The 25,185-nt window shown below is 37.3% G+C and carries 25 protein-coding genes and 1 pseudogene; 20 read left to right on the top strand and 6 right to left on the bottom strand.

Translation table 11 applies throughout. The features are described from left to right. The first annotated feature begins 13 nt into the window (after positions 1 to 13). The 18 genes from dxr to AZF08_RS00525 all read left to right on the top strand — a co-directional run bounded on the left by dxr (position 14) and on the right by AZF08_RS00525 (position 21,742). Entirely contained in the window at positions 14 to 1,156 is a 1,143-nt protein-coding gene (dxr, locus tag AZF08_RS00610) for a 1-deoxy-D-xylulose-5-phosphate reductoisomerase (RefSeq protein WP_033672087.1), read from the top strand. Positions 1,157 to 1,173: 17 nt separating this feature from the next. After that, positions 1,174 to 2,430, top strand: a complete 1,257-nt coding sequence (gene rseP, locus AZF08_RS00605) for an RIP metalloprotease RseP (protein WP_033672086.1) — start codon at positions 1,174 to 1,176, stop codon at positions 2,428 to 2,430. Between the two features lie 131 nt (positions 2,431 to 2,561). Next, positions 2,562 to 4,262, top strand: coding sequence for a proline--tRNA ligase (locus AZF08_RS00600; RefSeq protein WP_033672085.1), 1,701 nt, complete (start codon positions 2,562 to 2,564; stop codon positions 4,260 to 4,262). 128 nt (positions 4,263 to 4,390) lie between these two features. Next, positions 4,391 to 8,692: a PolC-type DNA polymerase III gene (locus AZF08_RS00595; protein ID WP_033672084.1), complete on the top strand. Its 4,302-nt coding sequence runs from the start codon at positions 4,391 to 4,393 to the stop codon at positions 8,690 to 8,692. Positions 8,693 to 9,026: 334 nt separating this feature from the next. Further along, positions 9,027 to 9,497: a ribosome maturation factor RimP gene (rimP, locus tag AZF08_RS00590; protein WP_033672083.1), complete on the top strand. Its 471-nt coding sequence runs from the start codon at positions 9,027 to 9,029 to the stop codon at positions 9,495 to 9,497. 17 nt (positions 9,498 to 9,514) lie between these two features. Continuing rightward, a complete protein-coding gene (nusA, locus tag AZF08_RS00585) occupies positions 9,515 to 10,615 on the top strand; it encodes a transcription termination factor NusA (protein ID WP_033672082.1) in 1,101 nt (366 codons plus the stop codon). An 11-nt stretch (positions 10,616 to 10,626) separates the two neighbouring features. Continuing rightward, positions 10,627 to 10,899, top strand: a complete 273-nt coding sequence (gene rnpM, locus AZF08_RS00580; RefSeq protein WP_033672081.1) for an RNase P modulator RnpM — start codon at positions 10,627 to 10,629, stop codon at positions 10,897 to 10,899. Continuing rightward, positions 10,900 to 11,211 carry a YlxQ family RNA-binding protein gene (locus tag AZF08_RS00575; protein WP_033672080.1) on the top strand — a complete coding sequence of 104 codons (312 nt, stop codon included), beginning with the start codon at positions 10,900 to 10,902 and terminating at the stop codon, positions 11,209 to 11,211. A gap of 4 nt (positions 11,212 to 11,215) precedes the next feature. After that, on the top strand, positions 11,216 to 13,285 hold the full coding sequence (gene infB / locus AZF08_RS00570) for a translation initiation factor IF-2 (RefSeq protein WP_033672079.1): 2,070 nt from the start codon (positions 11,216 to 11,218) through the stop codon (positions 13,283 to 13,285). Further along, positions 13,282 to 13,563 carry a DUF503 domain-containing protein gene (locus AZF08_RS00565; RefSeq protein ID WP_020059147.1) on the top strand — a complete coding sequence of 94 codons (282 nt, stop codon included), beginning with the start codon at positions 13,282 to 13,284 and terminating at the stop codon, positions 13,561 to 13,563. The genes infB and AZF08_RS00565 overlap by 4 nt, the downstream gene beginning before the upstream one ends. A 15-nt stretch (positions 13,564 to 13,578) precedes the next feature. After that, entirely contained in the window at positions 13,579 to 13,935 is a 357-nt protein-coding gene (rbfA, locus tag AZF08_RS00560) for a 30S ribosome-binding factor RbfA (RefSeq protein ID WP_018764703.1), read from the top strand. A gap of 238 nt (positions 13,936 to 14,173) precedes the next feature. Then, the gene (gene truB, locus AZF08_RS00555; protein WP_033672078.1) at positions 14,174 to 15,097 is read left to right on the top strand and encodes a tRNA pseudouridine(55) synthase TruB; all 924 of its coding nucleotides are present in this window, start codon (positions 14,174 to 14,176) and stop codon (positions 15,095 to 15,097) included. 43 nt (positions 15,098 to 15,140) lie between these two features. Next, positions 15,141 to 16,112 carry a bifunctional riboflavin kinase/FAD synthetase gene (gene ribF / locus AZF08_RS00550; protein ID WP_033672077.1) on the top strand — a complete coding sequence of 324 codons (972 nt, stop codon included), beginning with the start codon at positions 15,141 to 15,143 and terminating at the stop codon, positions 16,110 to 16,112. Positions 16,113 to 16,213: 101 nt separating this feature from the next. Then, complete coding sequence (gene rpsO / locus AZF08_RS00545; protein WP_001229392.1) at positions 16,214 to 16,483, top strand: 30S ribosomal protein S15; 270 nt, start codon at positions 16,214 to 16,216, stop codon at positions 16,481 to 16,483. Positions 16,484 to 16,643: 160 nt separating this feature from the next. Beyond that, a complete protein-coding gene (gene pnp, locus AZF08_RS00540; protein WP_033672076.1) occupies positions 16,644 to 18,791 on the top strand; it encodes a polyribonucleotide nucleotidyltransferase in 2,148 nt (715 codons plus the stop codon). A gap of 165 nt (positions 18,792 to 18,956) precedes the next feature. Beyond that, positions 18,957 to 19,856, top strand: a complete 900-nt coding sequence (locus AZF08_RS00535; RefSeq protein WP_033672075.1) for a polysaccharide deacetylase family protein — start codon at positions 18,957 to 18,959, stop codon at positions 19,854 to 19,856. A gap of 86 nt (positions 19,857 to 19,942) precedes the next feature. Beyond that, a complete protein-coding gene (locus AZF08_RS00530) occupies positions 19,943 to 21,181 on the top strand; it encodes a M16 family metallopeptidase (protein ID WP_033672074.1) in 1,239 nt (412 codons plus the stop codon). 327 nt (positions 21,182 to 21,508) lie between these two features. After that, positions 21,509 to 21,742, top strand: a complete 234-nt coding sequence (locus AZF08_RS00525; RefSeq protein WP_033672073.1) for a YlmC/YmxH family sporulation protein — start codon at positions 21,509 to 21,511, stop codon at positions 21,740 to 21,742. Between the two features lie 195 nt (positions 21,743 to 21,937). On the opposite strand, the gene AZF08_RS28280 is transcribed toward AZF08_RS00525, so the two are convergent. The 6 genes from AZF08_RS28280 to AZF08_RS28265 all read right to left on the bottom strand — a co-directional run bounded on the left by AZF08_RS28280 (position 21,938) and on the right by AZF08_RS28265 (position 23,472). Continuing rightward, the gene (locus tag AZF08_RS28280) at positions 21,938 to 22,042 is read right to left on the bottom strand and encodes a YjcZ family sporulation protein (RefSeq protein WP_082245961.1); all 105 of its coding nucleotides are present in this window, start codon (positions 22,040 to 22,042) and stop codon (positions 21,938 to 21,940) included. A gap of 213 nt (positions 22,043 to 22,255) precedes the next feature. Beyond that, positions 22,256 to 22,702, bottom strand: coding sequence for a hypothetical protein (locus tag AZF08_RS00520; RefSeq protein ID WP_033672072.1), 447 nt, complete (start codon positions 22,700 to 22,702; stop codon positions 22,256 to 22,258). A 120-nt stretch (positions 22,703 to 22,822) separates the two neighbouring features. Continuing rightward, positions 22,823 to 22,972: a YjcZ family sporulation protein gene (locus AZF08_RS00515; RefSeq protein ID WP_033672071.1), complete on the bottom strand. Its 150-nt coding sequence runs from the start codon at positions 22,970 to 22,972 to the stop codon at positions 22,823 to 22,825. A gap of 44 nt (positions 22,973 to 23,016) precedes the next feature. After that, positions 23,017 to 23,151: a YjcZ family sporulation protein gene (locus AZF08_RS28275; protein ID WP_082245960.1), complete on the bottom strand. Its 135-nt coding sequence runs from the start codon at positions 23,149 to 23,151 to the stop codon at positions 23,017 to 23,019. 40 nt (positions 23,152 to 23,191) lie between these two features. Continuing rightward, positions 23,192 to 23,311 (bottom strand): YjcZ family sporulation protein, encoded by a 120-nt coding sequence (locus AZF08_RS28270; protein ID WP_082245959.1) that lies wholly within the window; start codon positions 23,309 to 23,311, stop codon positions 23,192 to 23,194. A gap of 41 nt (positions 23,312 to 23,352) precedes the next feature. After that, positions 23,353 to 23,472, bottom strand: a complete 120-nt coding sequence (locus AZF08_RS28265; RefSeq protein ID WP_235190004.1) for a YjcZ family sporulation protein — start codon at positions 23,470 to 23,472, stop codon at positions 23,353 to 23,355. Positions 23,473 to 23,845: 373 nt separating this feature from the next. Between AZF08_RS28265 and dpaA the strand changes: the two genes are divergently transcribed. Together dpaA and dpaB are read left to right on the top strand one after the other, a co-directional pair. After that, complete coding sequence (gene dpaA / locus AZF08_RS00510) at positions 23,846 to 24,748, top strand: dipicolinic acid synthetase subunit A (protein WP_033672070.1); 903 nt, start codon at positions 23,846 to 23,848, stop codon at positions 24,746 to 24,748. Continuing rightward, positions 24,745 to 25,170 (top strand): annotated as a pseudogene (dpaB, locus tag AZF08_RS00505) (dipicolinate synthase subunit B); the annotation flags it as partial. The gene dpaA and the pseudogene dpaB, both read left to right, overlap by 4 nt. Positions 25,171 to 25,185: the final 15 nt, after the last annotated feature.

Raw genomic sequence — 25,185 nt, 5'->3', positions numbered from 1 at the left:
AGGGGCCTGAGTCATGAAAAACATTAGTTTATTAGGTGCAAGCGGGTCAATTGGGACACAAACATTAGATGTATTACGCTCGCACCCAGACCAATTCCGTCTCGTTGCTTTTTCTGTAGGGAAAAATATTGACTACGCAGTAAAAGTTATTCAAGAGTTTTCTCCTCGACTTGTTTCCGTACAAAGAGAGGAAGATGTTGTAAAGTTACAATCCGTTTCTGGAAATACGAAAGTAGTATATGGTAATGAAGGACTATTAGAGGTAGCTCTTCATCCGAGTACAGAATTTGTAATAAATGCTGTTGTAGGTAGCGTAGGATTGTTACCAACACTCCGTGCAATTGAGGCGAAAAAAACAATTGGAATTGCGAACAAAGAAACTTTAGTAACTGCGGGACATATCATAATGGAAGCTGCGCGTAAACATAATGTGTCGTTACTTCCGGTAGATAGTGAGCATTCTGCTATTTTTCAATGTTTGAATGGAGAAAATGAAAAGCGAATCTCTCGATTAATCATTACAGCTTCAGGCGGGAGCTTCCGTGATAAAACGAGAGATGAATTGCATCATGTGACAGTAGAGGATGCGCTTCGTCATCCAAACTGGTCAATGGGTTCGAAAATTACAATTGATTCTGCTACAATGATGAATAAGGGGCTTGAAGTAATTGAAGCACATTGGCTTTTCGGCATACCTTATGAGCAAATCGATGTTGTTTTACATAAAGAAAGCATTATTCATTCTATGGTTGAATTTGAGGATCGTAGTGTAATGGCGCAGCTCGGTTCACCAGATATGCGTGTACCAATTCAATATGCACTTACATACCCTGATCGATTACCTCTTTTAGATACAAAACAGTTAAACCTATGGGAAATCGGAACATTGCATTTTGAAAAGATGAATCAAGAACGTTTCCGTTGCCTACGATTTGCTTATGAAGCTGGAAAGACTGGCGGGAGCATGCCGGCTGTAATGAACGCAGCGAATGAAGTAGCTGTAGCGGCCTTTTTACAAAAGAAAATTGGTTTCTTAACAGTAGAAGACCTTATTGAAAAAGCAATGCACCATCACAATGTCATTGCACGTCCGAGCTTAGAGGAAATTCAAGAAATTGATGCGGCCACAAGACGGTTTGTGATGGAACAAATTTAGCAAAGGTGGTTATGGAATTGAATACAGCGATTGCCTTTATATTAATTTTCGGTGCACTCGTATTTTTCCATGAGCTAGGGCATCTATATTTTGCAAAAAGAGCTGGGATTTTATGCCGCGAGTTTGCAATTGGTTTTGGACCAAAAATATTTTCATTTGAAAAGAATGAAACAATTTATACGGTTCGGTTACTTCCGCTTGGCGGCTATGTTAGAATGGCTGGTGAAGATGCGGAAACGGTTGAATTAAAACCGGGAACAAAAGTTGGACTGGTTTTAAATGAAAATGAAGAGGTTATGAAATTAGTTTTAGACGGGCGCGAAAAGTATCCGAATGTTCGTGTGATTGAAGTAGAACAAGCTGATTTAGAATATAACCTTACAATCTCTGGCTACGAAGAGTATGAGGAAGATTTGCAAACATTTCGTGTGAACGAAAAAGCTCGTATTGTTTCAGCGGGGGAAGAAATACAAATTGCTCCGTTTAAAAGGCAGTTTGGTTCTAAAACGTTAGGTCAGCGTGCATTAACAATTTTTGCAGGTCCTGCTATGAACTTTATTCTTGCATTTGTTATTTTTGTTATCCTTGGATTTGTACAAGGGGTTCCTATTGACAAGCCAATGGTTGGGAAAGTAATGAAGGATAGTGTCGCCGAGCAAGCGGGATTGAAACAAGATGATACAATTCAAGCGATTGATGGGAAAAATACAAGTACATGGAAAGATGTTGTAACAATTGTACGTGAAAACCCAAATAAAGAAATCACGCTGCAGGTAAAGCGTGACAGTGAACAATTTAATGTGAAAGTAACACCGGCAGCTGATACAGAGGGGAAAGAAAAGATTGGTAAAATTGGTGTGTACTCTCCTGTAGAGAAATCTATTTTTGGTTCTATTAAATCAGGTTTTGAGCAGACATATACATGGACAAAATTAATTTTTGATTCCCTTGTAAAATTAGTGACAGGTCAATTTTCTATTAATGATTTATCAGGTCCAGTAGGAATCTATAATTTAACAGATCAAGTGGTGGATTATGGAATTACACGTGTCCTTAGCTTGGCAGCAGTGCTAAGTATAAATCTTGGTTTATTTAACTTATTACCGGTTCCTGCTCTTGATGGCGGACGCTTGTTCTTCTTCTTAATTGAAGCTTTGCGCGGGAAACCAATCGATCGTCAAAAAGAAGGAATGGTTCATTTTATTGGATTTGCGTTATTAATGTTACTTATGTTAGTTGTAACGTGGAATGACATCCGGAAGTTTTTCTTGTAAAATAAAGTGAAACGTATAGTTTTTTATGAATAATGAATGAAATGAATAGAACTCTTAGAGTCGTAATCCCTCACCTAATTTGAGGTGGGGGTTTTACTGCGTATTAGAGTAAATTAAAGAGGTGCGAATAGATGAAACAAAGTATGGTATTTAGCCCTACATTACGTGAAGTGCCAGCTGATGCTGAGATTAAGAGTCATCAATTGCTACTTCGTGCAGGATTCATGCGTCAAAATGCTTCTGGTATTTACAGCTTTTTACCCCTTGGACTGAAAGTATTGCATAAAGTGGAACGTATTGTTCGAGAAGAGATGGAACGTGCAGGAGCTGTAGAGTTATTAATGCCAGCATTACAAGCAGCGGAATTATGGCAAGAATCAGGTCGTTGGTATTCTTATGGATCTGAGTTAATGCGTATGAAAGATCGTAACGATCGTGAGTTTGCGTTAGGAGCAACGCATGAAGAAGTTATTACAGATCTTGTACGTGATGAAATTAAATCTTACAAAAAGTTACCGTTAACACTGTATCAAATTCAAACAAAATTCCGTGATGAGCAAAGACCTCGTTTCGGTTTATTACGCGGAAGAGAATTCTTAATGAAAGATGCTTACTCTTTCCATGCAACACAAGAAAGTTTGGATGAAGTTTATAACGGTCTATATCAAGCGTATTCTAATATTTTTGCTCGCTGTGGATTGAATTTCCGTGCAGTTATTGCTGATTCTGGAGCAATGGGTGGTAAAGATACACATGAGTTTATGGCATTATCTGACGTAGGAGAAGATACAATTGCGTATTCTGATACATCTGATTATGCAGCGAATATTGAAATGGCTCCTGTTGTTGTTTCTTATACAAAGAGTGATGAAGCAGAAAAAGAACTTGAAAAAGTAGCAACGCCAGATCAAAAAGCAATTGAAGAAGTTTCTACCTTCTTAAATATCGAAGCATCGAATTGTATTAAATCTATGGTATTTAAAGTAGATGAGAAATTCGTTGTTGTACTTGTTCGTGGAGATCATGAAGTAAATGATATTAAAGTGAAAAATGTATACGGCGCTTCAGTTGTTGAACTCGCTTCTCATGAAGAAGTAAGAGAACTACTAAATTGTGAAGTTGGTTCTTTAGGACCGATGGGTGTAACAGGTGATGTTGAAGTAATTGCTGACCATGCTGTAGCAGCAGTTGTAAATGGTTGCTGTGGTGCAAACGAAGAAGGATTCCATTATGTAAATGTAAATCCAGAGCGTGATTTCAAAGTAAGTCAATATACAGATTTGCGTTTCATTCAAGAAGGAGACCAATCTCCAGATGGACATGGAACAATTCGCTTTGCTCGCGGAATTGAAGTAGGACATGTATTTAAATTAGGAACTCGCTATAGTGAAGCTATGAATGCAACGTTCCTTGATGAGAATGGAAAAACGAAACCTCTTATTATGGGTTGCTATGGTATTGGGGTATCTCGTACAGTAGCAGCGGTTGCTGAGCAGTTTAATGATGAGAATGGCTTAGTTTGGCCGAAAGCAGTCGTGCCGTTCCATGTACATGTGATTCCAGTAAATATGAAATCTGATGTACAGCGTGAAGTAGGCGGAAATATCTATAGTTCATTACAAGAACAAGGTTATGAAGTATTGTTAGATGATCGTGCAGAGCGCGCAGGTGTTAAATTTGCTGATGCGGACTTATTTGGTCTTCCAGTTCGTGTAACGGTTGGTAAAAAAGCAGATGAAGGTATTGTAGAAGTAAAAGTACGTGCGACAAATGAATCTGCTGAAGTAAAAGTGGAAGAACTTCATGCGTACATTGCAAATATTTTAAAATAAGAAGAGGTACCTCTAAGTGAGGTACCTTCTCTTTCTTTGTAGAGTAAACTTTTTAGTGAAGAAGGAAAAAACCTTCTTTGCTGAACGGAACATTTCAATTTATAATAGCAGATGGAAGGAGGTTGCTCATGTCGTTAACAAATGAACAACAAGAACGATTTCAAATTTTGCTTCAGCAATTGCAAATGCCTGAAAATCTTATAAATCAATATTTACAAGGTGGCGGCATCCAAAGATTGCTTGTTGATAAAGAAAATAAGAGTTGGCATTTTGATTTGCAGGTACCGCGAATTTTACCAACAGAATTATATGAACTGTTAGAAACGCAGCTCAAGCAGTCGTTTTCACATATTGCCAAAACGTCATTTGCACTACAAACAGAGAATAAACAATTTACGGAGGAACAGGTCAAAGCATATTGGCCACTTTGTACGGATCGAATCACTTTTTCTCCAATGTTTGCATATTTAAAAACGCAGCTTCCACATGTAAATGGAGTGAAGTTATTACTAGATGTAAATAATGAGTTAGAATCTACTGCGTTAAAGAAAAATCTTGCCAAGTCGGTAGGAGATCAATATGAAGTCTTTGGATTCCCTCGCTTTCAGCTAGAAACAAATATTAAACAAAATGATGAGGAAGTTCAAAAGTTTCGTGAACAAACGCAGCAAGAAGATCGTCAGCGTGTTGTACAAGCTATGGAAGAAATGGCAAAGAAGCAAGCTGAAGAGAGCGATGTTGTGCATGAAGGACCTATTGTACTTGGTTATCTTATTAAACCGGATGAAGAAATTACACCGATGCGTGAAATTCAAGATGAAGAAAGACGAAAAACAGTACAAGGTTATGTCTTTCATGTGGAAACAAAAGAACTCCGTAGTGGACGTACGTTATTGACTTTAAAAATAACAGATTATACGGATTCTATCATGATTAAGATGTTCTCACGCGATAAAGAAGATCTTCCACTTCTACAATCATTGAAAAAAGGAATGTGGGTAAAAGCGCGAGGATCTGTTCAAAATGATACATTTGTTCGGGACTTAGTAATGATTGCGAACGATATTAACGAAATAACGGGACCTTCTCGTAAAGATAAAGCACCTGAAGGCGAAAAGCGGGTAGAACTTCACTTGCATACACCAATGAGTCAAATGGATGCTGTTACTGGAGTATCTAAGCTTGTTGCCCAAGCTGGAAAATGGGGACATGAAGCAATAGCGGTTACAGACCATGCCGTTGCACAGTCTTTCCCAGAGGCGTATTCTGCAGGTAAAAAAGCAGGTGTAAAGGTCATTTATGGGGTAGAAGCCAATCTTGTAAACGATGGTGTTCCAATTGCGTATAATGAAGTACATCGATTACTTGCAGATGAAACATATGTTGTCTTTGACGTCGAAACGACAGGTTTATCAGCTGTCTATGATACCGTTATCGAATTAGCTGCTGTAAAAGTCAAAGATGGCGAAATTATTGATCGCTTTGAATCCTTTGCGAATCCGCATCAACCATTATCGGCAACAATCATTGAATTAACAGGCATAACAGATGATATGCTAACGGATGCACCAGAAGTAGGAGAAGTGTTTAAGAAATTTGAAGCATGGATGGGTGACCATACACTTGTTGCGCATAACGCAAGTTTTGATATGGGATTTTTAAATGTTGGATTTAAGAAATGTGGTTTAGAAAAGCCAAAAAATCCAGTTATTGATACACTGGAATTAGCTAGGTTCTTATTCCCGGAGATGAAAAATCATCGTTTAAACACAATGTGTAAAAAACTTGACATCGAGCTAACACAACATCACCGTGCGATTTACGATACGGAAGCAACAGGTTATTTACTTGTAAAGATGTTAAAAGATGTGATTGAAAAAGGTTTTGAATATCACGATCAATTAAATGACAGTATGGGGCAAGGAGATGCGTATAAACGTGGACGTCCGAGTCACACGACACTACTTGCAACATCGGATATTGGATTGAAGAATTTATATAAACTTGTTTCGTATTCTCATTTGAATTACTTTTACCGCGTACCACGTGTGCCGCGTTCGTTATTAAAAAAATATCGCGAAGGTATATTAGTTGGTACGGCTTGTGATAAAGGTGAAGTGTTTGAAGCGATGATGCAAAAGGCGCCGGAAGAAGTGGAGGAAATTGCACAGTTTTATGATTATATTGAGGTTATGCCTCCGGTCGTATTACGTCATTTAGTAGAGCTTGAACTTGTGCGAGATGAGGGGCAATTAAAAACAATTATTTCTAACTTAGTAAAATTAGGTGAAACATTAGACAAGCCTGTTGTTGCTACGGGGAATGTACATTATCTAGATCCAGAAGATGCAATGTATCGTAAAATTTTAGTTAGCTCACAAGGCGGGGCAAACCCATTAAATCGTCATTCATTGCCACCTGTATACTTCCGCACAACAGACGAAATGTTAGAGTGCTTCTCATTCTTAGGAGAAGAGAAAGCAAAAGAAATTGTTGTGACAAATACACAAAAGATTGCATCGTTAATTGGAGATGTCCATCCAGTAAAAGATGATTTATATACACCGAAAATTGAAGGCGCAGATGATGAAACGCGTGATATGAGTTATAAAATGGCACGTAGCATCTATGGCGAAGAACTACCAGAAATCGTAGAAGCTCGTCTAGAAAAAGAATTAAAAAGTATTATTGGACATGGATTTGCCGTTATTTATTTAATTTCACATAAGCTTGTGAAAAAATCACTTGTAGACGGTTATCTTGTAGGTTCGCGAGGATCGGTAGGGTCATCGTTTGTTGCGACAATGATGGAGATTACGGAAGTAAATCCATTACCACCGCATTATGTGTGTCCGAATTGTAAGCAGTCAGAGTTCTTTAATGATGGTTCTGTAGGTTCTGGTTTTGACTTACCGGATAAAGAGTGTCCAACATGTAATGTTGCATATGTAAAAGATGGACATGATATTCCGTTCGAGACGTTCCTTGGTTTTAAAGGAGATAAGGTTCCCGATATCGATTTGAATTTCTCTGGAGAATACCAACCACGCGCTCATAATTATACGAAAGTACTGTTCGGTGAAGACTATGTATATCGCGCTGGAACAATTGGTACAGTCGCGGAGAAAACAGCTTATGGTTATGTAAAAGGTTATGCATCTGATCATAACTTAACGATTCGAAATGCTGAAGTGGATCGACTAGTTTCAGGGTGTACTGGTGTAAAACGTACAACAGGTCAGCATCCAGGTGGTATTATCGTTGTACCAGATTACATGGATATTTTTGATTTTTCACCAATTCAGTTTCCTGCTGATTCAGTAGGAGCGGAGTGGAGAACAACACACTTTGACTTCCATTCTATCCATGATAATTTATTAAAACTAGATATATTAGGGCACGATGATCCGACCGTTATTCGTATGCTTCAAGATTTAAGTGGAGTGGATCCGAAGACAATACCAACAGATGATCCAGAAGTGATGAAAATTTTCTCTGGACCAGAGTCTTTAGGAGTAACAGAAGAACAAATTAACTGTAAAACAGGTACACTGGGTATACCAGAGTTTGGTACGAAATTCGTAAGACAGATGTTAGAAGAAACAAAGCCGACGACATTCTCTGAGCTTGTCCAAATTTCTGGATTATCTCATGGTACGGATGTATGGCTTGGTAATGCCAATGAATTGATTTATAACGGTACATGTACACTGAGCGAAGTTATCGGTTGTCGTGATGATATTATGGTGTATTTAATTTATCAAGGATTAGACCCGTCATTAGCGTTTAAAATTATGGAATCGGTGCGTAAAGGTAAAGGTGTACCAGAAGAGTGGGAAGAGGAAATGCGGAATAACAATGTACCTGGTTGGTATATTGATTCTTGTAAAAAGATTAAGTACATGTTCCCTAAGGCCCATGCGGCTGCATATGTACTTATGGCTGTACGTATAGCTTATTTCAAAGTACATTTTGCACTCTTGTTCTATGCCGCATACTTTACAGTACGTGCAGATGATTTTGATGTAGATGCAATGGTAAAAGGTTCAGCATCCATTCGAGCACGAATTGATGAGATTGCCCAAAAAGGGTTAGATGCAGCGCCGAAAGAGAAAAGTTTACTAACGGTATTAGAAATGAACCTTGAAATGTGCGAACGTGGCTATTCATTCCAAAAGGTTGATTTATACCGCTCGCATGCAACTGACTTTATTATTGATGGAGATACGTTAATTCCTCCATTTAATGCGATACCTGGTCTTGGTACGAATGCGGCCTTAAGTATTGTAGAAGCACGTGAAAACGGCGAGTTTCTATCAAAAGAAGATTTACAGCAGCGTAGTAAGCTTTCTAAAACAATCATTGAGTATTTAGATAGCCAAGGTTGTTTAGGAGATTTGCCGGATAAAAACCAATTATCACTGTTCTAACAGGCAGGAAAATTCTTTGCAAATCGCTATTTGCTATGTTATACTATTAACCGAGATAACCATGTCATGTATATTGTGCAAAAAAAAGAGTGGGGAAACCCACTCTTTCGTGTTAATATCTATGTTTTACCTACGGATGTAGGTGAGCATTTCTGTCGTATATACATATTTTGTTACAAGTTTTACTTCTTAAATTTGGTAATACTAAGACAGATATTCCCTGCTCAATGGCAGGGGCTTTTGTTAGCTAACGAGAAAGAATAAGATAGACCGTTTTAAATGAGGCGGAGTTTTTTCTTTCAAATTGTACATGGCGGCAGAAAGGAGGCTGTTTATGGATAAGAAAGTCACAGAAGTTGTTGAAACACTTGCGCAGCCGATTGTTGAAGAGTTAAATCTTGAACTTGTAGATGTAGAATATGTGAAAGAAGGACAAGACTGGTTCCTACGCGTATCCATCGATTCAGAGACAGGAGTAGACATTGAAGAATGCGGCGCGGTAAGTGAACGTTTAAGCGAAGCTTTAGATAAAGAGGATCCAATTCCTCATCTTTACTTTTTGGATGTATCATCTCCTGGAGCGGAACGCCCATTAAAGAAAGAAAAAGACTTCCAGCAAGCGGTAGGAAAGCAAGTGGCAATTAAAACATATGAGCCGATTGATGGTGAAAAGATGTTTGAAGGAAAACTACTTTCCTATGATGGTACAACAATTACACTACTATTAACAATTAAAACACGTAAAAAAGAAATCCAAATTCCAATGGACAAAGTTGCGAATGCGCGACTTGCTGTTACGTTTTAGTAAGAAGGGGGATCGTCATGAGCACTGAGTTGTTAGATGCTTTGCTCGTATTAGAATCAGAAAAAGGTATTAGCAAAGATATTATTATTGATGCGATTGAAGCAGCGTTAATCTCTGCTTATAAGCGCAATTTTAATCAAGCACAAAACGTGCGTGTTAGCTTTAACCCAGAAGTGGGAACAATTCAAGTTTTAGCACGTAAAGATGTTGTTGATAATGTGTTTGATCCACGTCTTGAAATTTCTGTAGAAGAAGCAAGGTATATCAATCCAAACTATCAAGATGGCGACGTAGTAGAAATTGAAGTAACGCCAAAAGATTTTGGACGTATCGCAGCACAAACTGCGAAACAAGTTGTGACACAACGTGTACGTGAAGCCGAACGAGGTGTCATTTATTCAGAATTTAGTGACCGCGAAGAAGATATCATGGTTGGTATTGTACAACGTCAAGATGCTCGTTTTATTTATGTAAGCTTAGGAAAAGTAGAAGCATTACTACCAGTAAGTGAGCAAATGCCGAACGAGCAGTATAAACCGCATGATCGTATTCGCGTGTTCATCACAAAAGTAGAAAAAACGACAAAAGGACCACAAATCTACGTATCACGTACACATCCAGGTCTTTTAAAACGTTTATTTGAAATTGAGGTACCAGAAATTTATGATGGAACTGTAGAAATTCGTTCTGTAGCACGTGAAGCGGGCGATCGTTCTAAAATTTCTGTATATGCAGAGAATATTGATGTTGATCCAGTAGGTTCTTGCGTAGGTCCAAAAGGACAACGTGTACAACGCATCGTAGATGAACTAAAAGGTGAAAAAATTGATATTGTTCGCTGGTCCAATGATCCAATTGAATACGTAGCGAATGCTTTAAGTCCATCACAAGTTGTAAAAGTACTTGTGAATGAAGAAGAAAAAGCAACAACTGTTGTTGTTCCAGATCACCAACTTTCATTAGCAATTGGTAAACGTGGGCAAAATGCACGTCTTGCAGCGAAATTAACTGGCTGGAAAATTGATATTAAAAGCGAGTCTGATGCGAAGCAACTTGGCATAGTAACAGAAGAAGACAACATGATCGTATTCGATTCAGTTGAAGACGAAATCGAATAGAGGTGATGATTGTGAGCAATCGAAAAGTTCCGTTACGTAAATGTATTGCAACGCAAGAAATGAAATCCAAGCGTGAGCTCGTTCGCATTGTTCGTTCCAAAGAGGGCGAAGTGTCCATTGATTTAACTGGAAAGAAATCAGGACGCGGTGCATACTTGTCAAAAGACAAAGAATGCATACTACAAGCGCAAAAGAAAAACGTTTTGGAACATCATCTAAAAGCGAAAGTCGACAGTTCCCTTTATGAAGAGCTTCTTGAGCTTGTTGAGAAGGAGTCGAAATAAGTGTCTGATTGGAAATCGTTTTTAGGGCTAGCAAACCGAGCTCGAAAAATTATTTCGGGTGAAGAACTTGTATTAAAAGAAGTACGAGGTGGGAAAGCGAAGCTTGTACTTCTTTCCGAAGATGCGTCAGCGAATACTACAAAACGTATCACGGATAAAACAACGTACTACAACGTACCAATGAGAAAAGTCGAAAATCGACAACAATTAGGGCATGCGATTGGGAGAGAAGAGCGAGTCGTTGTAGCCGTGTTAGATGAGGGCTTTGCGAAAAAGCTGCGTAGCATGCTCGATACAACTTACCGGGGGTGAAGGTATGAGTAAAATTCGAGTATATGAATATGCAAAAAAACACAATGTCTCAAGTAAAGATATTATTACAAAACTAAAAGAAATGAATATCGAGGTTTCGAATCATATGACAATGTTAGACGATGAAGTAGTAAATAACTTAGATAAACAATATAATAATGGAACAGAAAAACCTTCTGTTGCAGATGAGTTTGAAGTAGAAGAAAAAGTTGTTCGCAGTAAAAAGAACAGCAATAATAAGAAAAAGAAAAAAGGCAAGGGAAATGAAGACAAGCGTCAAGAAAACTTTGCTGGAAGACAACAAACACAAGTTGTAGAAACACCAGATAAAATCACTTTCTCTGGATCTCTTACAGTAAGTGAACTTGCAAAAAAACTAGGGAAAGAGCCATCTGAACTTATTAAAAAGCTCTTTATGCTAGGGATTATGGCGACAATTAACCAAGATTTAGATAAAGATACAATTGAGTTAATCGCTAGTGATTACGGGATTGAAGTAGAAGAAGAAGTAATTGTAAGTGAAACTGAGTTTGAAACATTCATTGATGAACAAGATGATGAAGAAAACTTAAAAGAGCGTCCAGCGGTTGTTACAATTATGGGACACGTTGACCATGGTAAAACAACATTACTTGATTCTATTCGCAATTCAAAAGTAACTGCTGGCGAAGCTGGTGGAATTACACAACATATTGGTGCATACCAAGTTGAAGTAAACGACAAGAAAATTACGTTCTTAGATACACCAGGTCACGCAGCATTTACAACAATGCGCGCACGTGGTGCACAAGTTACAGATATTACAATTCTTGTTGTTGCAGCTGATGACGGTGTTATGCCACAAACAGTTGAGGCAATTAGCCATGCGAAAGCAGCTGGAGTACCAATTATTGTTGCAGTGAATAAAATGGATAAACCAGCTGCAAATCCAGACCGTGTAATGCAAGAGTTAACCGAATACGAATTAGTTCCAGAAGCTTGGGGCGGTGACACAATTTTCGTACCAATCTCTGCAATTCAAGGTGAAGGAATTGACAATTTATTAGAAATGATTCTTCTTGTAAGTGAAGTAGAAGAATATAAAGCAAATCCAAACCGTTATGCAACAGGTACTGTAATTGAAGCACAGCTTGATAAAGGTAAAGGAACAATTGCAACATTACTTGTACAAAACGGTACGCTTCGAGTGGGAGATCCAATTGTTGTTGGAACATCGTTCGGACGTGTTCGTGCGATGGTAAACGATATTGGACGTCGTGTGAAAGTTGCTGGTCCATCTACTCCTGTTGAAATTACAGGGTTAAACGAAGTACCACAAGCGGGCGATCGCTTTATGGCATTTGCTGATGAGAAGAAAGCACGCCAAATCGGTGAATCACGTGCACAACAAGCATTGCTTGCACAGCGTGGTGAAAAATCTAAATTAAGCCTTGAAGATTTATTCCAACAAATTCAAGAAGGCGAAATGAAAGAAATTAATCTAATTGTGAAAGCAGACGTACAAGGTTCTGTTGAAGCAATGGCAGCATCACTTCGTAAGATTGATGTTGAAGGTGTAAAAATAAAAATCATCCACACAGGCGTAGGTGCAATTACTGAATCTGATGTTATTTTAGCTTCTGCATCAAATGCAATTGTAATCGGATTTAATGTACGTCCTGATGTAAACGCGAAGCGTACAGCTGAGTTAGAAAATGTTGATATTCGCTTACACCGCATTATTTACAAAGTAATCGAAGAGATTGAAGCAGCAATGCAAGGTATGCTTGATCCAGAATTCGAAGAAAAAGTAATCGGTCAAGCGGAAGTTCGTCAAACGTTCAAAGTAACGAAAGTTGGAACAATCGCAGGATGTTACGTAACAGACGGTAAAATTACACGTGATAGCGGCGTACGTATTATCCGTGATGGTGTAGTAATTTATGAAGGACAACTTGATACGTTAAAACGTTTCAAAGACGACGTAAAAGAAGTTGCACAAAACTATGAGTGTGGTATCACAATTGAAAAATATAATGATCTTAAAGAAGGGGACGTTATTGAAGCTTACATTATGGAAGAAGTGAAGCGATGATCATCGCTTCACTCTCATTCGAGTGTATGATCTATGATGTGCATTCTTTAAAAGAGAAACGAGCAATTTTACAACGTGTGTTAACTCGGGTTAAGCAGCGCTACAATGTATCTGTTTCTGAAGTAGGACACCAAGATGTATGGCAACGTACAGAAATTGCTATTGTTTCTGTATCCTCAAATCGTGTTGTCTGCGAAAAAGAAATGAATCGTGTACTTGCGTATATCGATTCATTTCCTGAAATTGAACGTACGATAACGCAATTGGAATGGTATTGAATGAGGTGAATTGTTATGAAACTACGTGCGAACCGTGTGGGCGAGCAAATGAAAAAAGAATTAGGCGAAATTATTAGCCGTAAAATTAAAGACCCGCGTATTGGATTTGTTACAGTAACAGATGTGCAAGTAAGTGGGGATTTACAAATTGCCAAAGTATATATTTCTGTTTTAGGAGACGAACAACAGAAAGAAAATACTTTAAAAGGGTTAGCGAAGGCAAAAGGGTTTATTCGTGCTGAAATTGGGCAACGTATTCGTCTTCGTAAAACACCTGAAATTACCTTTGAATTCGATGAGTCAATTGCTTATGGACATCGAATTGACACGCTTTTACATGAAATTAATAAAGACGGTAAACGCGAAGAATAATGGATAGACAATTGTCTATCCATTTTTTCAATAGAAAGTAATTTTTGCATACAAGTGAGTGTTCAAAAAGGAGGATAAAGAGAGAGCCGAGCAGTTCGAGGCACGGAAGCCAGGAGGATACGGAGTGTAGATGGACCTACATGAGTACCGGACTGGAAACGTAACGAAGAAATGCGATAGCTATCTTTACCGGACTTTTTGAACATCCTCTACAAAAGTATAACGATGAGGTGAATATATGGAAGGTGTATTATTGTTACATAAACCGAAAGGCATGACGTCACATGATTGCGTATTTAAGTTAAGGAAAATATTAAGAGAGAAACGTATAGGGCATACGGGGACATTAGACCCAGATGTGACAGGGGTATTGCCGATTTGTGTAGGACGTGCTACGAAAATCGCACAGTTTTTAACGAGTGAAACAAAAACATATGAAGGTGAAGTTACACTAGGATTTTCAACAACGACTGAAGATGCGTCTGGTGAAGTGGTGGAAAAACAAGATGTAAATCGGATGATTACACGCGCAGAAGTGGAAGCGGCACTAGCAGAATTAACAGGTACAATTGAACAAGTACCGCCAATGTATTCAGCTGTGAAAGTAAATGGGAAGAAGTTATATGAATATGCAAGAGCAGGAAAAGAAGTTGAACGTCCAGTTCGCACGATAACAATTCATGAATTTACGTTACTTGATGATCGTGAAGTGTTTGAAGGGAAGAATATTTCATTCCGCTTCCGTGTTACGTGTAGTAAAGGAACGTATGTAAGAACGTTAGCAGTTATGATTGGTGAAAAGCTTGGTTTTCCAGCGCATATGTCACACCTAGTGAGAACAGCTTCAGGAGAGTTTTTATTGGAAGATTGCATATCATTTGAAGAAATTGAAGAAAACATGCAAAATGGAACAGTAGGGTCTATTTTTATCTCAATTGATGAAGCGTTAAGTAAATTTCCGAAAATGGTCGTAGATGAAAAACAAGCAGAAAAAATAAAGAATGGTATGTTTTTAAAGAATGAATTACAAGTAACAGCACCATTTATTACAGTATTTGATACGAATGAACGTTGCTTAGCAATTTATGAACATTACCCCAAACACCCTGGCATGCTAAAGCCGATGAAAGTACTTGTGAATAATCAAGAACTAAAGCTATAATGAATTATTGGAAGGATTATTACAGAAAAAGGTGAATTCAAGCGTGAGACTCATTCATTTAACTCATCCACATGAACAAAATAAAGTAGAGTTACCACCTACTGTAATGGCATTAGGATATTTTGATGGCATTCATTTAGGACATCAGCGTGTAATTCGAGCAGCAAAAAAAATAGCGGATGAAAGAGGATGTAAAAGTGCTGTCATGACGTTTCATCCACACCCATCTGTTGTATTAGGGAAAAAAGAAGCGCATGTGGAGTATATTACGCCAATGCGTATGAAAGAAAAAGTAATTGCAAGCTTAGGGATTGATATGTTGTATGTGGTGAAATTCGATGAATCATTTGCTGGGTTGTTGCCACAACAATTTGTAGATGAATATATAATTGGACTAAATGTAAAACATGTAGTAGCAGGTTTTGATTATTCGTACGGACGCTTAGGAAAAGGGACAATGGAGACTTTACCATTTCATGCAAGAGGGGAGTTTACACAGACCGTGATTGAAAAAGTTGAATTTCAAGAAGAAAAAGTAAGTTCCACGGCATTGCGAAAATTGATTGGAAATGGAGAAATGGAACAAATTCCATCTATTTTAGGTAGAGCCTACACAGTGGAGGGTACAGTTGTTCATGGGGATAAACGTGGACGTCAAATTGGTTTTCCAACAGCTAATGTAGCTTTAAGTGATGAGTATCTGCTTCCACCAATTGGTGTATATGCTGTAAGAATGAAAGTTCATGATGAGTGGCATGATGGGGTATGTAACATCGGATATAAGCCAACTTTCAAAGAAAATGAGCGCAGGTTGTCTATTGAAGTGCATCTATTCCATTTCAATGAAGAGATATATGATCAAGTTGTTGTTGTTGAGTGGCATATGCGTATCCGTGAAGAGAAAAAATTTAATGGTATCGATGAGTTAGTTACACAAATTGCAAAAGATAAGAAAACAGCCCAAGAATATTTTAGTACTACGAAGAATATACTTGCTTTTTCGAACGAAAAGTAGTATTCTATGTTATGTACTTTATGACAACCATTGCTTGGCATTGCGACCTCACCGACGATTGCTAGGTAATTGGGGGTTTAATTATTAGGAGGTGAAATAGGATGGCTTTAACACAAGAGCGTAAAAATGAAATCATTGCACAATTTAGAACTCATGAGACAGATACTGGTTCTCCAGAGGTTCAAATTGCTGTCCTAACGGAGCAAATTAACACTCTAAACGAGCACTTACGTACTCACAAGAAAGATCATCATTCACGTCGTGGTCTATTAAAGATGGTTGGTAAACGTCGTAACTTACTTACTTACCTTCGTAATAGCGATATCACACGTTACCGTGAATTAATCACAAAACTTGGCTTACGTCGATAGTCAAAGAAGCGGGAATATTCCCGCTTTTTTGTTAGGTAAAAATATATCTTCTACTCTTTATATCTTACTTAAATTTCGGTAATACTAGAGGAAGAATATTGTGATATATTATCCATTTACATAGAAGAATTGAATATTTTAAATTGAGAGGGGTACTTAAATGAGTCAAGAAAAGCAAGTCTTCTCGATAGATTTAGCTGGTCGTCAGCTAACAATTGAAACAAGTCAGCTTGCAAAGCAAGCGAACGGAGCAGTATTAGTAAGATATGGCGACACAGCAGTTCTATCTACAGCAACTGCATCAAAAGAGCCAAAAAATGTAGATTTCTTCCCACTTACAGTAAATTACGAAGAGCGTTTATATGCAGTAGGAAAAATTCCAGGTGGCTTTATTAAACGTGAAGGCCGTCCAAGTGAAAAAGCGATTTTAGCGAGTCGCTTAATTGACCGACCAATTCGTCCACTGTTCGCAGATGGTTTCCGTAACGAAGTGCAAGTTGTCAGCATTGTTATGAGTGTTGACCAGGATTGTTCTTCCGAAATGGCAGCTATGCTTGGTTCTTCTTTAGCGTTATCGATTTCAGATATTCCATTTGAAGGCCCAATCGCTGGTGCAACAGTTGGTCGTATTGACGGAGAATTCATTATTAACCCAACAGTAGAGCAGCAAGAAAAAAGTGATATTCACCTTGTTGTAGCTGGAACGAAAGATGCAATTAACATGGTAGAGGCAGGGGCAGATCAAGTACCTGAAGAAACAATGTTAGAAGCGATTATGTTTGGTCATGATGAGATTAAACGTCTAGTTGCTTTCCAAGAAGAGATTGTACAAGCTGTTGGTAAAGAAAAAACAGAAGTGAAATTATATGAAGTAGATGCTACAATCAATCAAGTCGTACGCGAAATGGCAGAGAAAGATATGCATGCTGCGATTCAAGTACATGAAAAACACGCGCGTGAAGATGCAATTAACGAAGTGAAAAAGCGTGTGATTGAGCATTATGAGGCTAATGAAGCTGATGCTGAAACATTAGGACAAGTAAATGAAGTTTTATCTAAAATTGTAAAAGAAGAAGTACGTCGTCTTATTACAGTTGAAAAGATCCGTCCAGATGGACGTAAAGGTGATGAAATACGTCCTTTAGCATCTGAGGTAGGTATTTTATCTCGTACGCATGGTTCTGGTTTATTCACACGTGGACAAACGCAAGCTCTAAGCATTTGTACATTAGGAGCATTAGGAGATGTGCAAATTTTAGACGGTCTTGGTGTAGAAGAATCAAAACGCTTTATGCACCATTATAATTTCCCTTCCTTTAGTGTAGGGGAAACAAGACCGATGCGTGGACCAGGTCGTCGTGAAATCGGTCATGGAGCATTAGGTGAACGTGCTCTTGAACCGGTTATTCCATCTGAGCAAGACTTCCCGTATACAGTTCGACTTGTATCAGAAGTATTAGAATCAAATGGTTCTACTTCACAAGCAAGTATTTGTGGTAGTACATTAGCGATGATGGACGCAGGTGTTCCACTTAAAGCGCCAGTTGCAGGTATTGCAATGGGACTTGTAAAGTCTGGTGAGCACTACACAATTTTAACTGATATCCAAGGTATGGAAGATCACTTAGGCGATATGGACTTTAAAGTAGCAGGTACAGCACAAGGTGTAACAGCGTTACAAATGGATATTAAAATTGATGGTTTATCTCGTGAAATTTTAGAAGAAGCATTACAACAAGCAAAAGTTGGCCGTATGCACATTTTAGATCATATGTTGTCTGCTATTGCTGAGCCTCGTAAAGAGCTGTCTGCGTATGCTCCAAAAATTATTACGATGGCAATTAATCCGGACAAAATCCGTGATGTTATTGGACCGAGCGGTAAGCAAATTAACAAAATTATTGAAGAAACTGGCGTTAAAATTGATATTGAACAAGATGGTACAGTCTTTATTTCATCTATCGATCAAGAGATGAATGAGAAGGCGAAGAAAATCATCGAAGATATTGTTCGTGAAGTACAAGTAGGCGAAATTTACTTAGGAAAAGTAAAACGCGTTGAAAAATTCGGTGCTTTCGTTGGTTTATTCAGTGGTAAAGACGGTCTTGTTCATATTTCTGAACTTGCACTTGAGCGTGTAGGTAAAGTAGAAGATGTTGTAAAAATCGGTGACGAGATTTCAGTAAAAGTTATCGAAATTGACAAACAAGGTCGTGTAAACTTATCTAGAAAAGTATTGCTAAAAGAAGAGCAAGAAAAAGAAGCGGCAAAAGAAGAAGCTTCTAAACAAGAAAGTACACAAGAATAAAATGAAGTAAAAAGCCAGAATTTCTGGCTTTTTTTGTTATATAAAAAAAGATTTACAACATAGATTTTTAAAGATAAAAAGGTATAATTTTCATTATAACGCTCAAATTAACAAAGATAAGAAGAAAGTGGTGTTTCTTTTTTGATAGTTAATGGGAGGGTATATATGAGAAAACGTATATTTTTATTTATAGTTATATTCTTTTTTGGTATGGGCCTATATTCGTATTCAGTGTTTGCAAAAGATGATCTTTATGAAGAAATTCAAAAACAAGCAAAGCAATATTTCATTGCTCCCCAAAATGCAGTGATTGATAAAATTTGGAAAGCAACACCCGGATATAATGGGAAAGAAATTGATATTGAGGCGTCATATAATAATATGAAGAAGTTAAGAGGATTTGATGAGAAGCAATTGACATATCGAGAAATATCTCCAAGTGTACATTTGGAAGATCTGTCTCCATCACCCATTTATCGTGGGCATCCACATAAAAAAATGGTGGGGTTAACGATAAATGTAGCTTGGGGAAATGAGTATCTTCCACGTATATTAGAAACATTGAAAAAATATGATGTAAAAGCAACGTTCTTTTTAGAAGGGCGTTGGGTGAAAGAGAACGTAAGGTTTGCGAAAATGATTGTGGATGCAAAGCAAGAAGTAGGGAATCATTCTTATACACATCCTGACATGAAAACGCTGTCTCGAAGCGAGATACAAGAACAGTTACAAAAGACAAATCAAATTATTGAGGCAACTACAAATCAAAAAGTACGATGGTTTGCACCTCCAAGTGGAAGTTTTCGTGACGAAGTGGTAGAAGTGGCAGATGGGTTCGGAATGGGGACAATTATGTGGACGGTTGATACGATTGATTGGAAACGTCCGGAACCAGAAGTGTTGCTGCAACGTGTAATGCGAAAAATACATCCAGGGGCCATTGTATTGATGCATCCGACATCTTCCACAGCAAAGGCCTTAGATACGATGATTGCACAATTAAAACAAGAAGGATATAAAGTTGGAAATATTACGGAGTTACTAGATGAAAAACGTATTGATTAAATACATTTGCATGACATTCGTGTTCAAACTTGTTATCATTAAATAATAGCAATTATTTAGAGAAACTGGCATTAGGAGGAAAGTTTTTGATTAAAAAATATACTTGTAAAAATGGTGTAAGAATCGTTATGGAGAATATACCAACTGTACGTTCAGTTGCGATTGGTATATGGATTCATGCAGGTTCAAGAAATGAAAATGAAAAAAACAATGGAGTATCTCACTTTCTAGAACACATGTTTTTTAAAGGGACAGAGACACGTAGTGCGAGAGAAATTGCTGAGTCGTTTGATAGCATTGGTGGTCAAGTAAATGCGTTTACTTCAAAAGAATACACATGTTACTATGCAAAAGTATTGGATGAGCATGCGAAATATGCGCTAGATGTTCTAGCCGATATGTTCTTTAATTCAACATTCGATGAGGGAGAATTGAAGAAAGAAAAGAATGTTGTATTCGAAGAAATTAAAATGTATGAAGATACGCCAGATGATATCGTACACGATATGTTAACGAAAGCAACTTATGAAACGCATCCACTTGGATATCCGATTTTAGGAACAGAGGAAACGCTTGAAACATTCACAGGTGATACACTCCGTCAATATATAAAAGATCACTACACACCTGAAAATGTTGTAGTTTCGATTGCTGGAAATATTGATGAAGCATTCCTTCAAACAGTGGAACAATATTTTGGTGATTATGAAGGAACAACAAATCGTGAACAAGTACATAGCCCGATTTTTCATTTTAATAAAGTCGCTCGTAAAAAGGAAACAGAACAAGCCCATTTATGTTTAGGGTATCAAGGATTACAAATGGGCCATGAAGATATTTATAACTTAATTGTATTGAATAATGTATTAGGTGGTAGTATGAGTAGTCGTTTGTTCCAAGAAGTACGTGAACAACGTGGCTTAGCATACTCAGTCTTCTCTTATCATTCTTCCTATGAAGATACTGGAATGTTAACACTTTATGGAGGTACAGGGAGTCAACAATTAGATACTCTGTATGAGACGATGCAAGAAACCTTAGAGACGTTGAAAAATACAGGCATTACAGAGAAAGAACTTGTTAATAGTAAAGAACAGCTAAAAGGAAATCTTATGTTAAGTTTAGAGAGTACGAATAGCCGTATGAGTCGTAATGGGAAAAACGAACTGCTTCTAAGAAAACATCGTTCTCTTGATGAAATCATTGAGAGTGTAAATAATGTAACGAAAACAGATGTAGATGCATTAATTCGCAATATGTTTACAAATGAATTTTCTGCGGCACTTATTAGCCCAAATGGCGAGCTGCCAAAAGGAATGAAATAAAGAAAAATAACCGTATCTCTTTGCATGAGATACGGTTATTTTTTGTTAATTCATCTCAGTATAGCTAAGTTTAAAATGAGAAAAGAAGCTTTGGTTTATAGAAGTTCAGCTTTATTCACCTATTTGTGGGCAAGTGATATCCTCACCTTAAGATTCAGAAAAAGAAAAGAAGCTAGGTGGTGGATGAAGGCTTGCCACTAATGGAGGTTTCGCTTTATTGAATTGAAATATTCTGGACATTTTTTATAGACATGTAGAATAGGTACTTATTATAGAGTGAAATTAGAGATTTGTACTTCATATGTGTCTGATAAGGAGGAGATTTATATGCGATTAAGCGAATTAAGTGGAAAAGAAATTGTGGACTTGGAACGAGCGGAAAAAATGGGAGTATTAGGCCATGCTGATTTAGAAATAGATGAGAAAGATGGAAAGATTCAAGCTCTCATTATACCGGTAGGAAAATGGGGTGGATTTAAAAGGGAGCAGCAGGAGGTAAGGGTAGAATGGAGCCGGATTAAAAAGGTTGGTCATGATATGATTATTTTTGATTTGCGATAGAAACAAATATGTTACAAAATTATAATTTAAAGATAATATAGATAGTTTTGGTTCAGCTAGGAACAATATTGTATTTTACAGACTATCTTTATATTTATAAGGGAGGACTAATTTGAAAAATATTACACAGTGTTTAGTACCGAGGAATGATAATATATATAATGATTTTTAATAGTATTGCAGAAGTTATTTGAATTAACCTGGGTCTACTGGATCAACGTAATTATAATTACAAGAAGCGCCCACAATAATAAGTAGAATAAATAAGACTATAATTAAAGTGAAATAATTATTGCTCATTGTAACACCCCCTTTCGTATTAATAAGAAAACCTATATGTCTATAGGTTTATCGATTTTTATAAGAGAGATCTTAACTAAAGATATAGTGATATATCTAATGCGTATATTTTATAACTTGCCTAGAGGACAAGGTGAAGGCGGATAGATTAGGGAGTTTAAGATATTTTTGTAAATAGAATCCTTTAAGTATTACTTATAAGATAGATTGAAATTACTTTCCATTATTATTGGGTTCTGTTTTTTTATCACTAGTATTGAACAAATTACCCGCTAAATTAAATAATTTATTTCCACCTTCACTATTTAAAATATCCATTAAAAATTTTGGATCTTGCAATTTCCTTAATAAAGTTTCTGCCAATACAGATTTAGCAATCGTGAGCAATTCTGTCGAATCTATGTGTATATTGAAATAAGGAATATTAATTTGGAATGGGAAAGAGGCACTAGATTTAGGAACTTGGTCTTGCGTTTTATTTACTCTGCTCGTTGTTTGTTTAGAAGATTGATTTGGTGGGAGGTTAATGTATTTATTTGTTTTTGCTCGCTGTTTAAAAATTTTTTTTTGAGATGAATTTTTTATTTTTCGTTCCTCATTCTTTGTAATAGATGAACACTGACATGAAGATTTTTTGGTAAAAAACGGTGCTGAGTTCATTTTTTTCCTCCTTTTGCAACGAACCTATGGGTTGTCTTAAACATATGTTATATTAAGGATTGCTTCACATTATGTGAAGCAATCCATTATTTGACTTTAAAGAGATACGAAAGGTGTTACTTAACCACCACCACCAAATCGGCCCCCCCAACAGCTTGCTCCAATAATGATAAGCAAAATAAATAGCACGATTAGTAAAGCAAATCCTCCATAACCACCGCAGCCGTATCCATATCCATATCCATATCCATATCCTTTTTGTTCAGCCAAGAGATTTTCCCCCTTTCTATACAAAGGTGTAAGAGAGGTGTCACTTAATAACCACCGTATCGGCCCCCCCAACAGCTTGCTCCAATGATGATAAGCAAAATAAACAACACGATTAGTAAAGCAAATCCTCCATAACCACCGCAGCCGTATCCATATCCATATCCTTTTTGTTCAGCCAAGAGATTTTCCCCCCTTCTATACAAAAATGAACTTCATAAACTAACAAAAACAAGCAGCACCAACAATAATAAGCAAAATAAATAATACGACTATTAAAGCAAACCCGCGGCCATAACCACCGCAGCCGTATCCGTATCCATATCCTTTTTGTTCAGCCAAGAGATTTCCCTCCCCTTTATATAAAAATGGACTTCATAAAACTAACGAATACAAGCAGCACCAACGATAATAAGCAAAATAAATAATACGACTATTAAAGCAAACCCGCGGCCATAACCACCGCAGCCGTATCCGTATCCGTATCCTTTTTGTTCAGCCAAAAGACTCCCTCCATTCAACACAAAAATAAAATTCATAATACTACCAAAAGTTCTAATAATACAGCTAGTAATGAAAGCAAGCTAACATGAGAACTAATTTCTTCAGTACAATCAGCTCGTACTTGCTTGTCAATACACTGATAATATATGTAGAGGATTAGTAGATGGTTATGTGCTTTTATATTAACTTTTTCATTTTGGGGACAAGTATCATTGATCAATTTAAAAACTTTAATATTTAAATTGATATATATATTGAAGTTTCCCGTTTGAATTCAATCACCCAAAGCTTATACATTACATATGCTGTGGAGGAAAAAGAAAAAGTAGGCACTTTTCTTATAAATGAAAGAAAAAGAAGGTGAAGTAGGGAATGTTGACTGAGATGCACATTGCTGTCATAGGAGGAGATGCAAGGCAGCTAGAAGTGATTCGCAAGTTAGTTGAACTTGATGCGAAACTTTCATTAATAGGATTTGATCAATTAGATCACGGTTTTACAGGGGCAGCAAAAGAAAGTATGCAAGATCTAGATTTCACTTCTTTGGATGCGATTATTTTACCGGTAGCAGGAACAAATGCGAAAGGTGAAGTAGATACTATTTTTTCGAATGAAAAGGTTACAGTTACGAAAGAACAGATTGAAAAAACTCCAGAAAATTTCACTATATATTCAGGTATTGGTACCCCTTATTTAGAACATATTGTGTCCACTACAAATCGAAAACTTGTGAGATTATTTGACCGTGATGATGTGGCAATCTACAATTCTATTCCAACAGTAGAGGGAACAATAATGATGGTCATTCAACATACGGATTATACAATTCATGGATCGAATGTAATGGTTTTAGGATTTGGTAGAACCGGGATGAGTGTGGCTAGAGCTTTTCAATCATTAGGGGCGCATGTCAAGGTAGGAGCGAGGCGTTCGGAACATATTGCTCGTATTTCGGAAATGATGTTCTCTCCTTTTTATATGCAAGATATCGAGAAAGAAGTAAGTGATATTGACATTGTCATTAATACAATTCCACACCTCGTTGTAACAGCAAGTATTATTTCGCAGATGCCAGCGCACACGTTAATTATTGATCTAGCTTCTAAGCCGGGTGGTACAGATTTTCGTTATGCGGAGAAGAGAGGAGTTAAAGCGTTGCTAGCACCTGGTCTTCCGGGAATTGTTGCCCCAAAAACAGCAGGACAAATTTTAGCAAATGTTCTTTCTCAGCTATTAACGGCAGATATAATTGCAAGAGAGGAGAATGGAAAATGAGCTTGAAAGGAAAGCGAATTGGCTTTGGATTTACAGGTTCACATTGTACGTATGAGGAAGTTATGCCACATTTAGAGAAATTGATTGAAGAAGGGGCAGAAGTACTGCCAGTTGTCTCATATACTGTCCAAACAACAAATACTAGGTTTGGTGAAGGGGCGGAGTGGATTGAAAAAATTGAAGGGATAACAGGAAATAAGGTTATCAATTCTATTGTAGGAGCCGAACCACTTGGTCCGAAAATCCCGTTAGATTGCATGGTGATTGCCCCTTTAACAGGAAATTCAATGAGCAAATTTGCGAACGCAATGACAGATTCTCCGGTATTAATGGCAGCGAAGGCAACCCTTCGAAATGGGAAACCTGTTGTGTTAGCTGTTTCAACAAATGATGCTCTTGGTCTTAATGGTGTAAACCTAATTACACCAACATGATGA

Origin of the sequence: Bacillus gaemokensis (assembly GCF_001590835.1) — a bacterium.
Lineage (GTDB): Bacteria > Bacillota > Bacilli > Bacillales > Bacillaceae_G > Bacillus_A > Bacillus_A gaemokensis.
The sequence above is the reverse complement of the archived record's forward strand: the minus strand, read 5'-3'. Positions and strand labels throughout refer to the sequence as shown.

Bases quoted from the DNA above. Each gene is read 5' to 3' on its own strand.
- AZF08_RS00535 (WP_033672075.1), top strand. From the start codon at position 18,957: ATGAGAAAACGTATATTTTTATTTATAGTTATATTCTTTTTTGGTATG.
- dxr (WP_033672087.1), top strand. From the start codon at position 14: ATGAAAAACATTAGTTTATTAGGTGCAAGCGGGTCAATTGGGACACAA.
- rbfA (WP_018764703.1), top strand. From the start codon at position 13,579: ATGAAACTACGTGCGAACCGTGTGGGCGAGCAAATGAAAAAAGAATTA.
- AZF08_RS28280 (WP_082245961.1), bottom strand. From the start codon at position 22,042: ATGAGCAATAATTATTTCACTTTAATTATAGTCTTATTTATTCTACTT.
- rpsO (WP_001229392.1), top strand. From the start codon at position 16,214: ATGGCTTTAACACAAGAGCGTAAAAATGAAATCATTGCACAATTTAGA.
- dpaA (WP_033672070.1), top strand. From the start codon at position 23,846: ATGTTGACTGAGATGCACATTGCTGTCATAGGAGGAGATGCAAGGCAG.
- infB (WP_033672079.1), top strand. From the start codon at position 11,216: ATGAGTAAAATTCGAGTATATGAATATGCAAAAAAACACAATGTCTCA.
- AZF08_RS00600 (WP_033672085.1), top strand. From the start codon at position 2,562: ATGAAACAAAGTATGGTATTTAGCCCTACATTACGTGAAGTGCCAGCT.
- AZF08_RS00520 (WP_033672072.1), bottom strand. From the start codon at position 22,702: ATGAACTCAGCACCGTTTTTTACCAAAAAATCTTCATGTCAGTGTTCA.
- AZF08_RS00595 (WP_033672084.1), top strand. From the start codon at position 4,391: ATGTCGTTAACAAATGAACAACAAGAACGATTTCAAATTTTGCTTCAG.
- AZF08_RS00525 (WP_033672073.1), top strand. From the start codon at position 21,509: ATGCGATTAAGCGAATTAAGTGGAAAAGAAATTGTGGACTTGGAACGA.
- rimP (WP_033672083.1), top strand. From the start codon at position 9,027: ATGGATAAGAAAGTCACAGAAGTTGTTGAAACACTTGCGCAGCCGATT.
- nusA (WP_033672082.1), top strand. From the start codon at position 9,515: ATGAGCACTGAGTTGTTAGATGCTTTGCTCGTATTAGAATCAGAAAAA.
- truB (WP_033672078.1), top strand. From the start codon at position 14,174: ATGGAAGGTGTATTATTGTTACATAAACCGAAAGGCATGACGTCACAT.
- AZF08_RS00565 (WP_020059147.1), top strand. From the start codon at position 13,282: ATGATCATCGCTTCACTCTCATTCGAGTGTATGATCTATGATGTGCAT.
- pnp (WP_033672076.1), top strand. From the start codon at position 16,644: ATGAGTCAAGAAAAGCAAGTCTTCTCGATAGATTTAGCTGGTCGTCAG.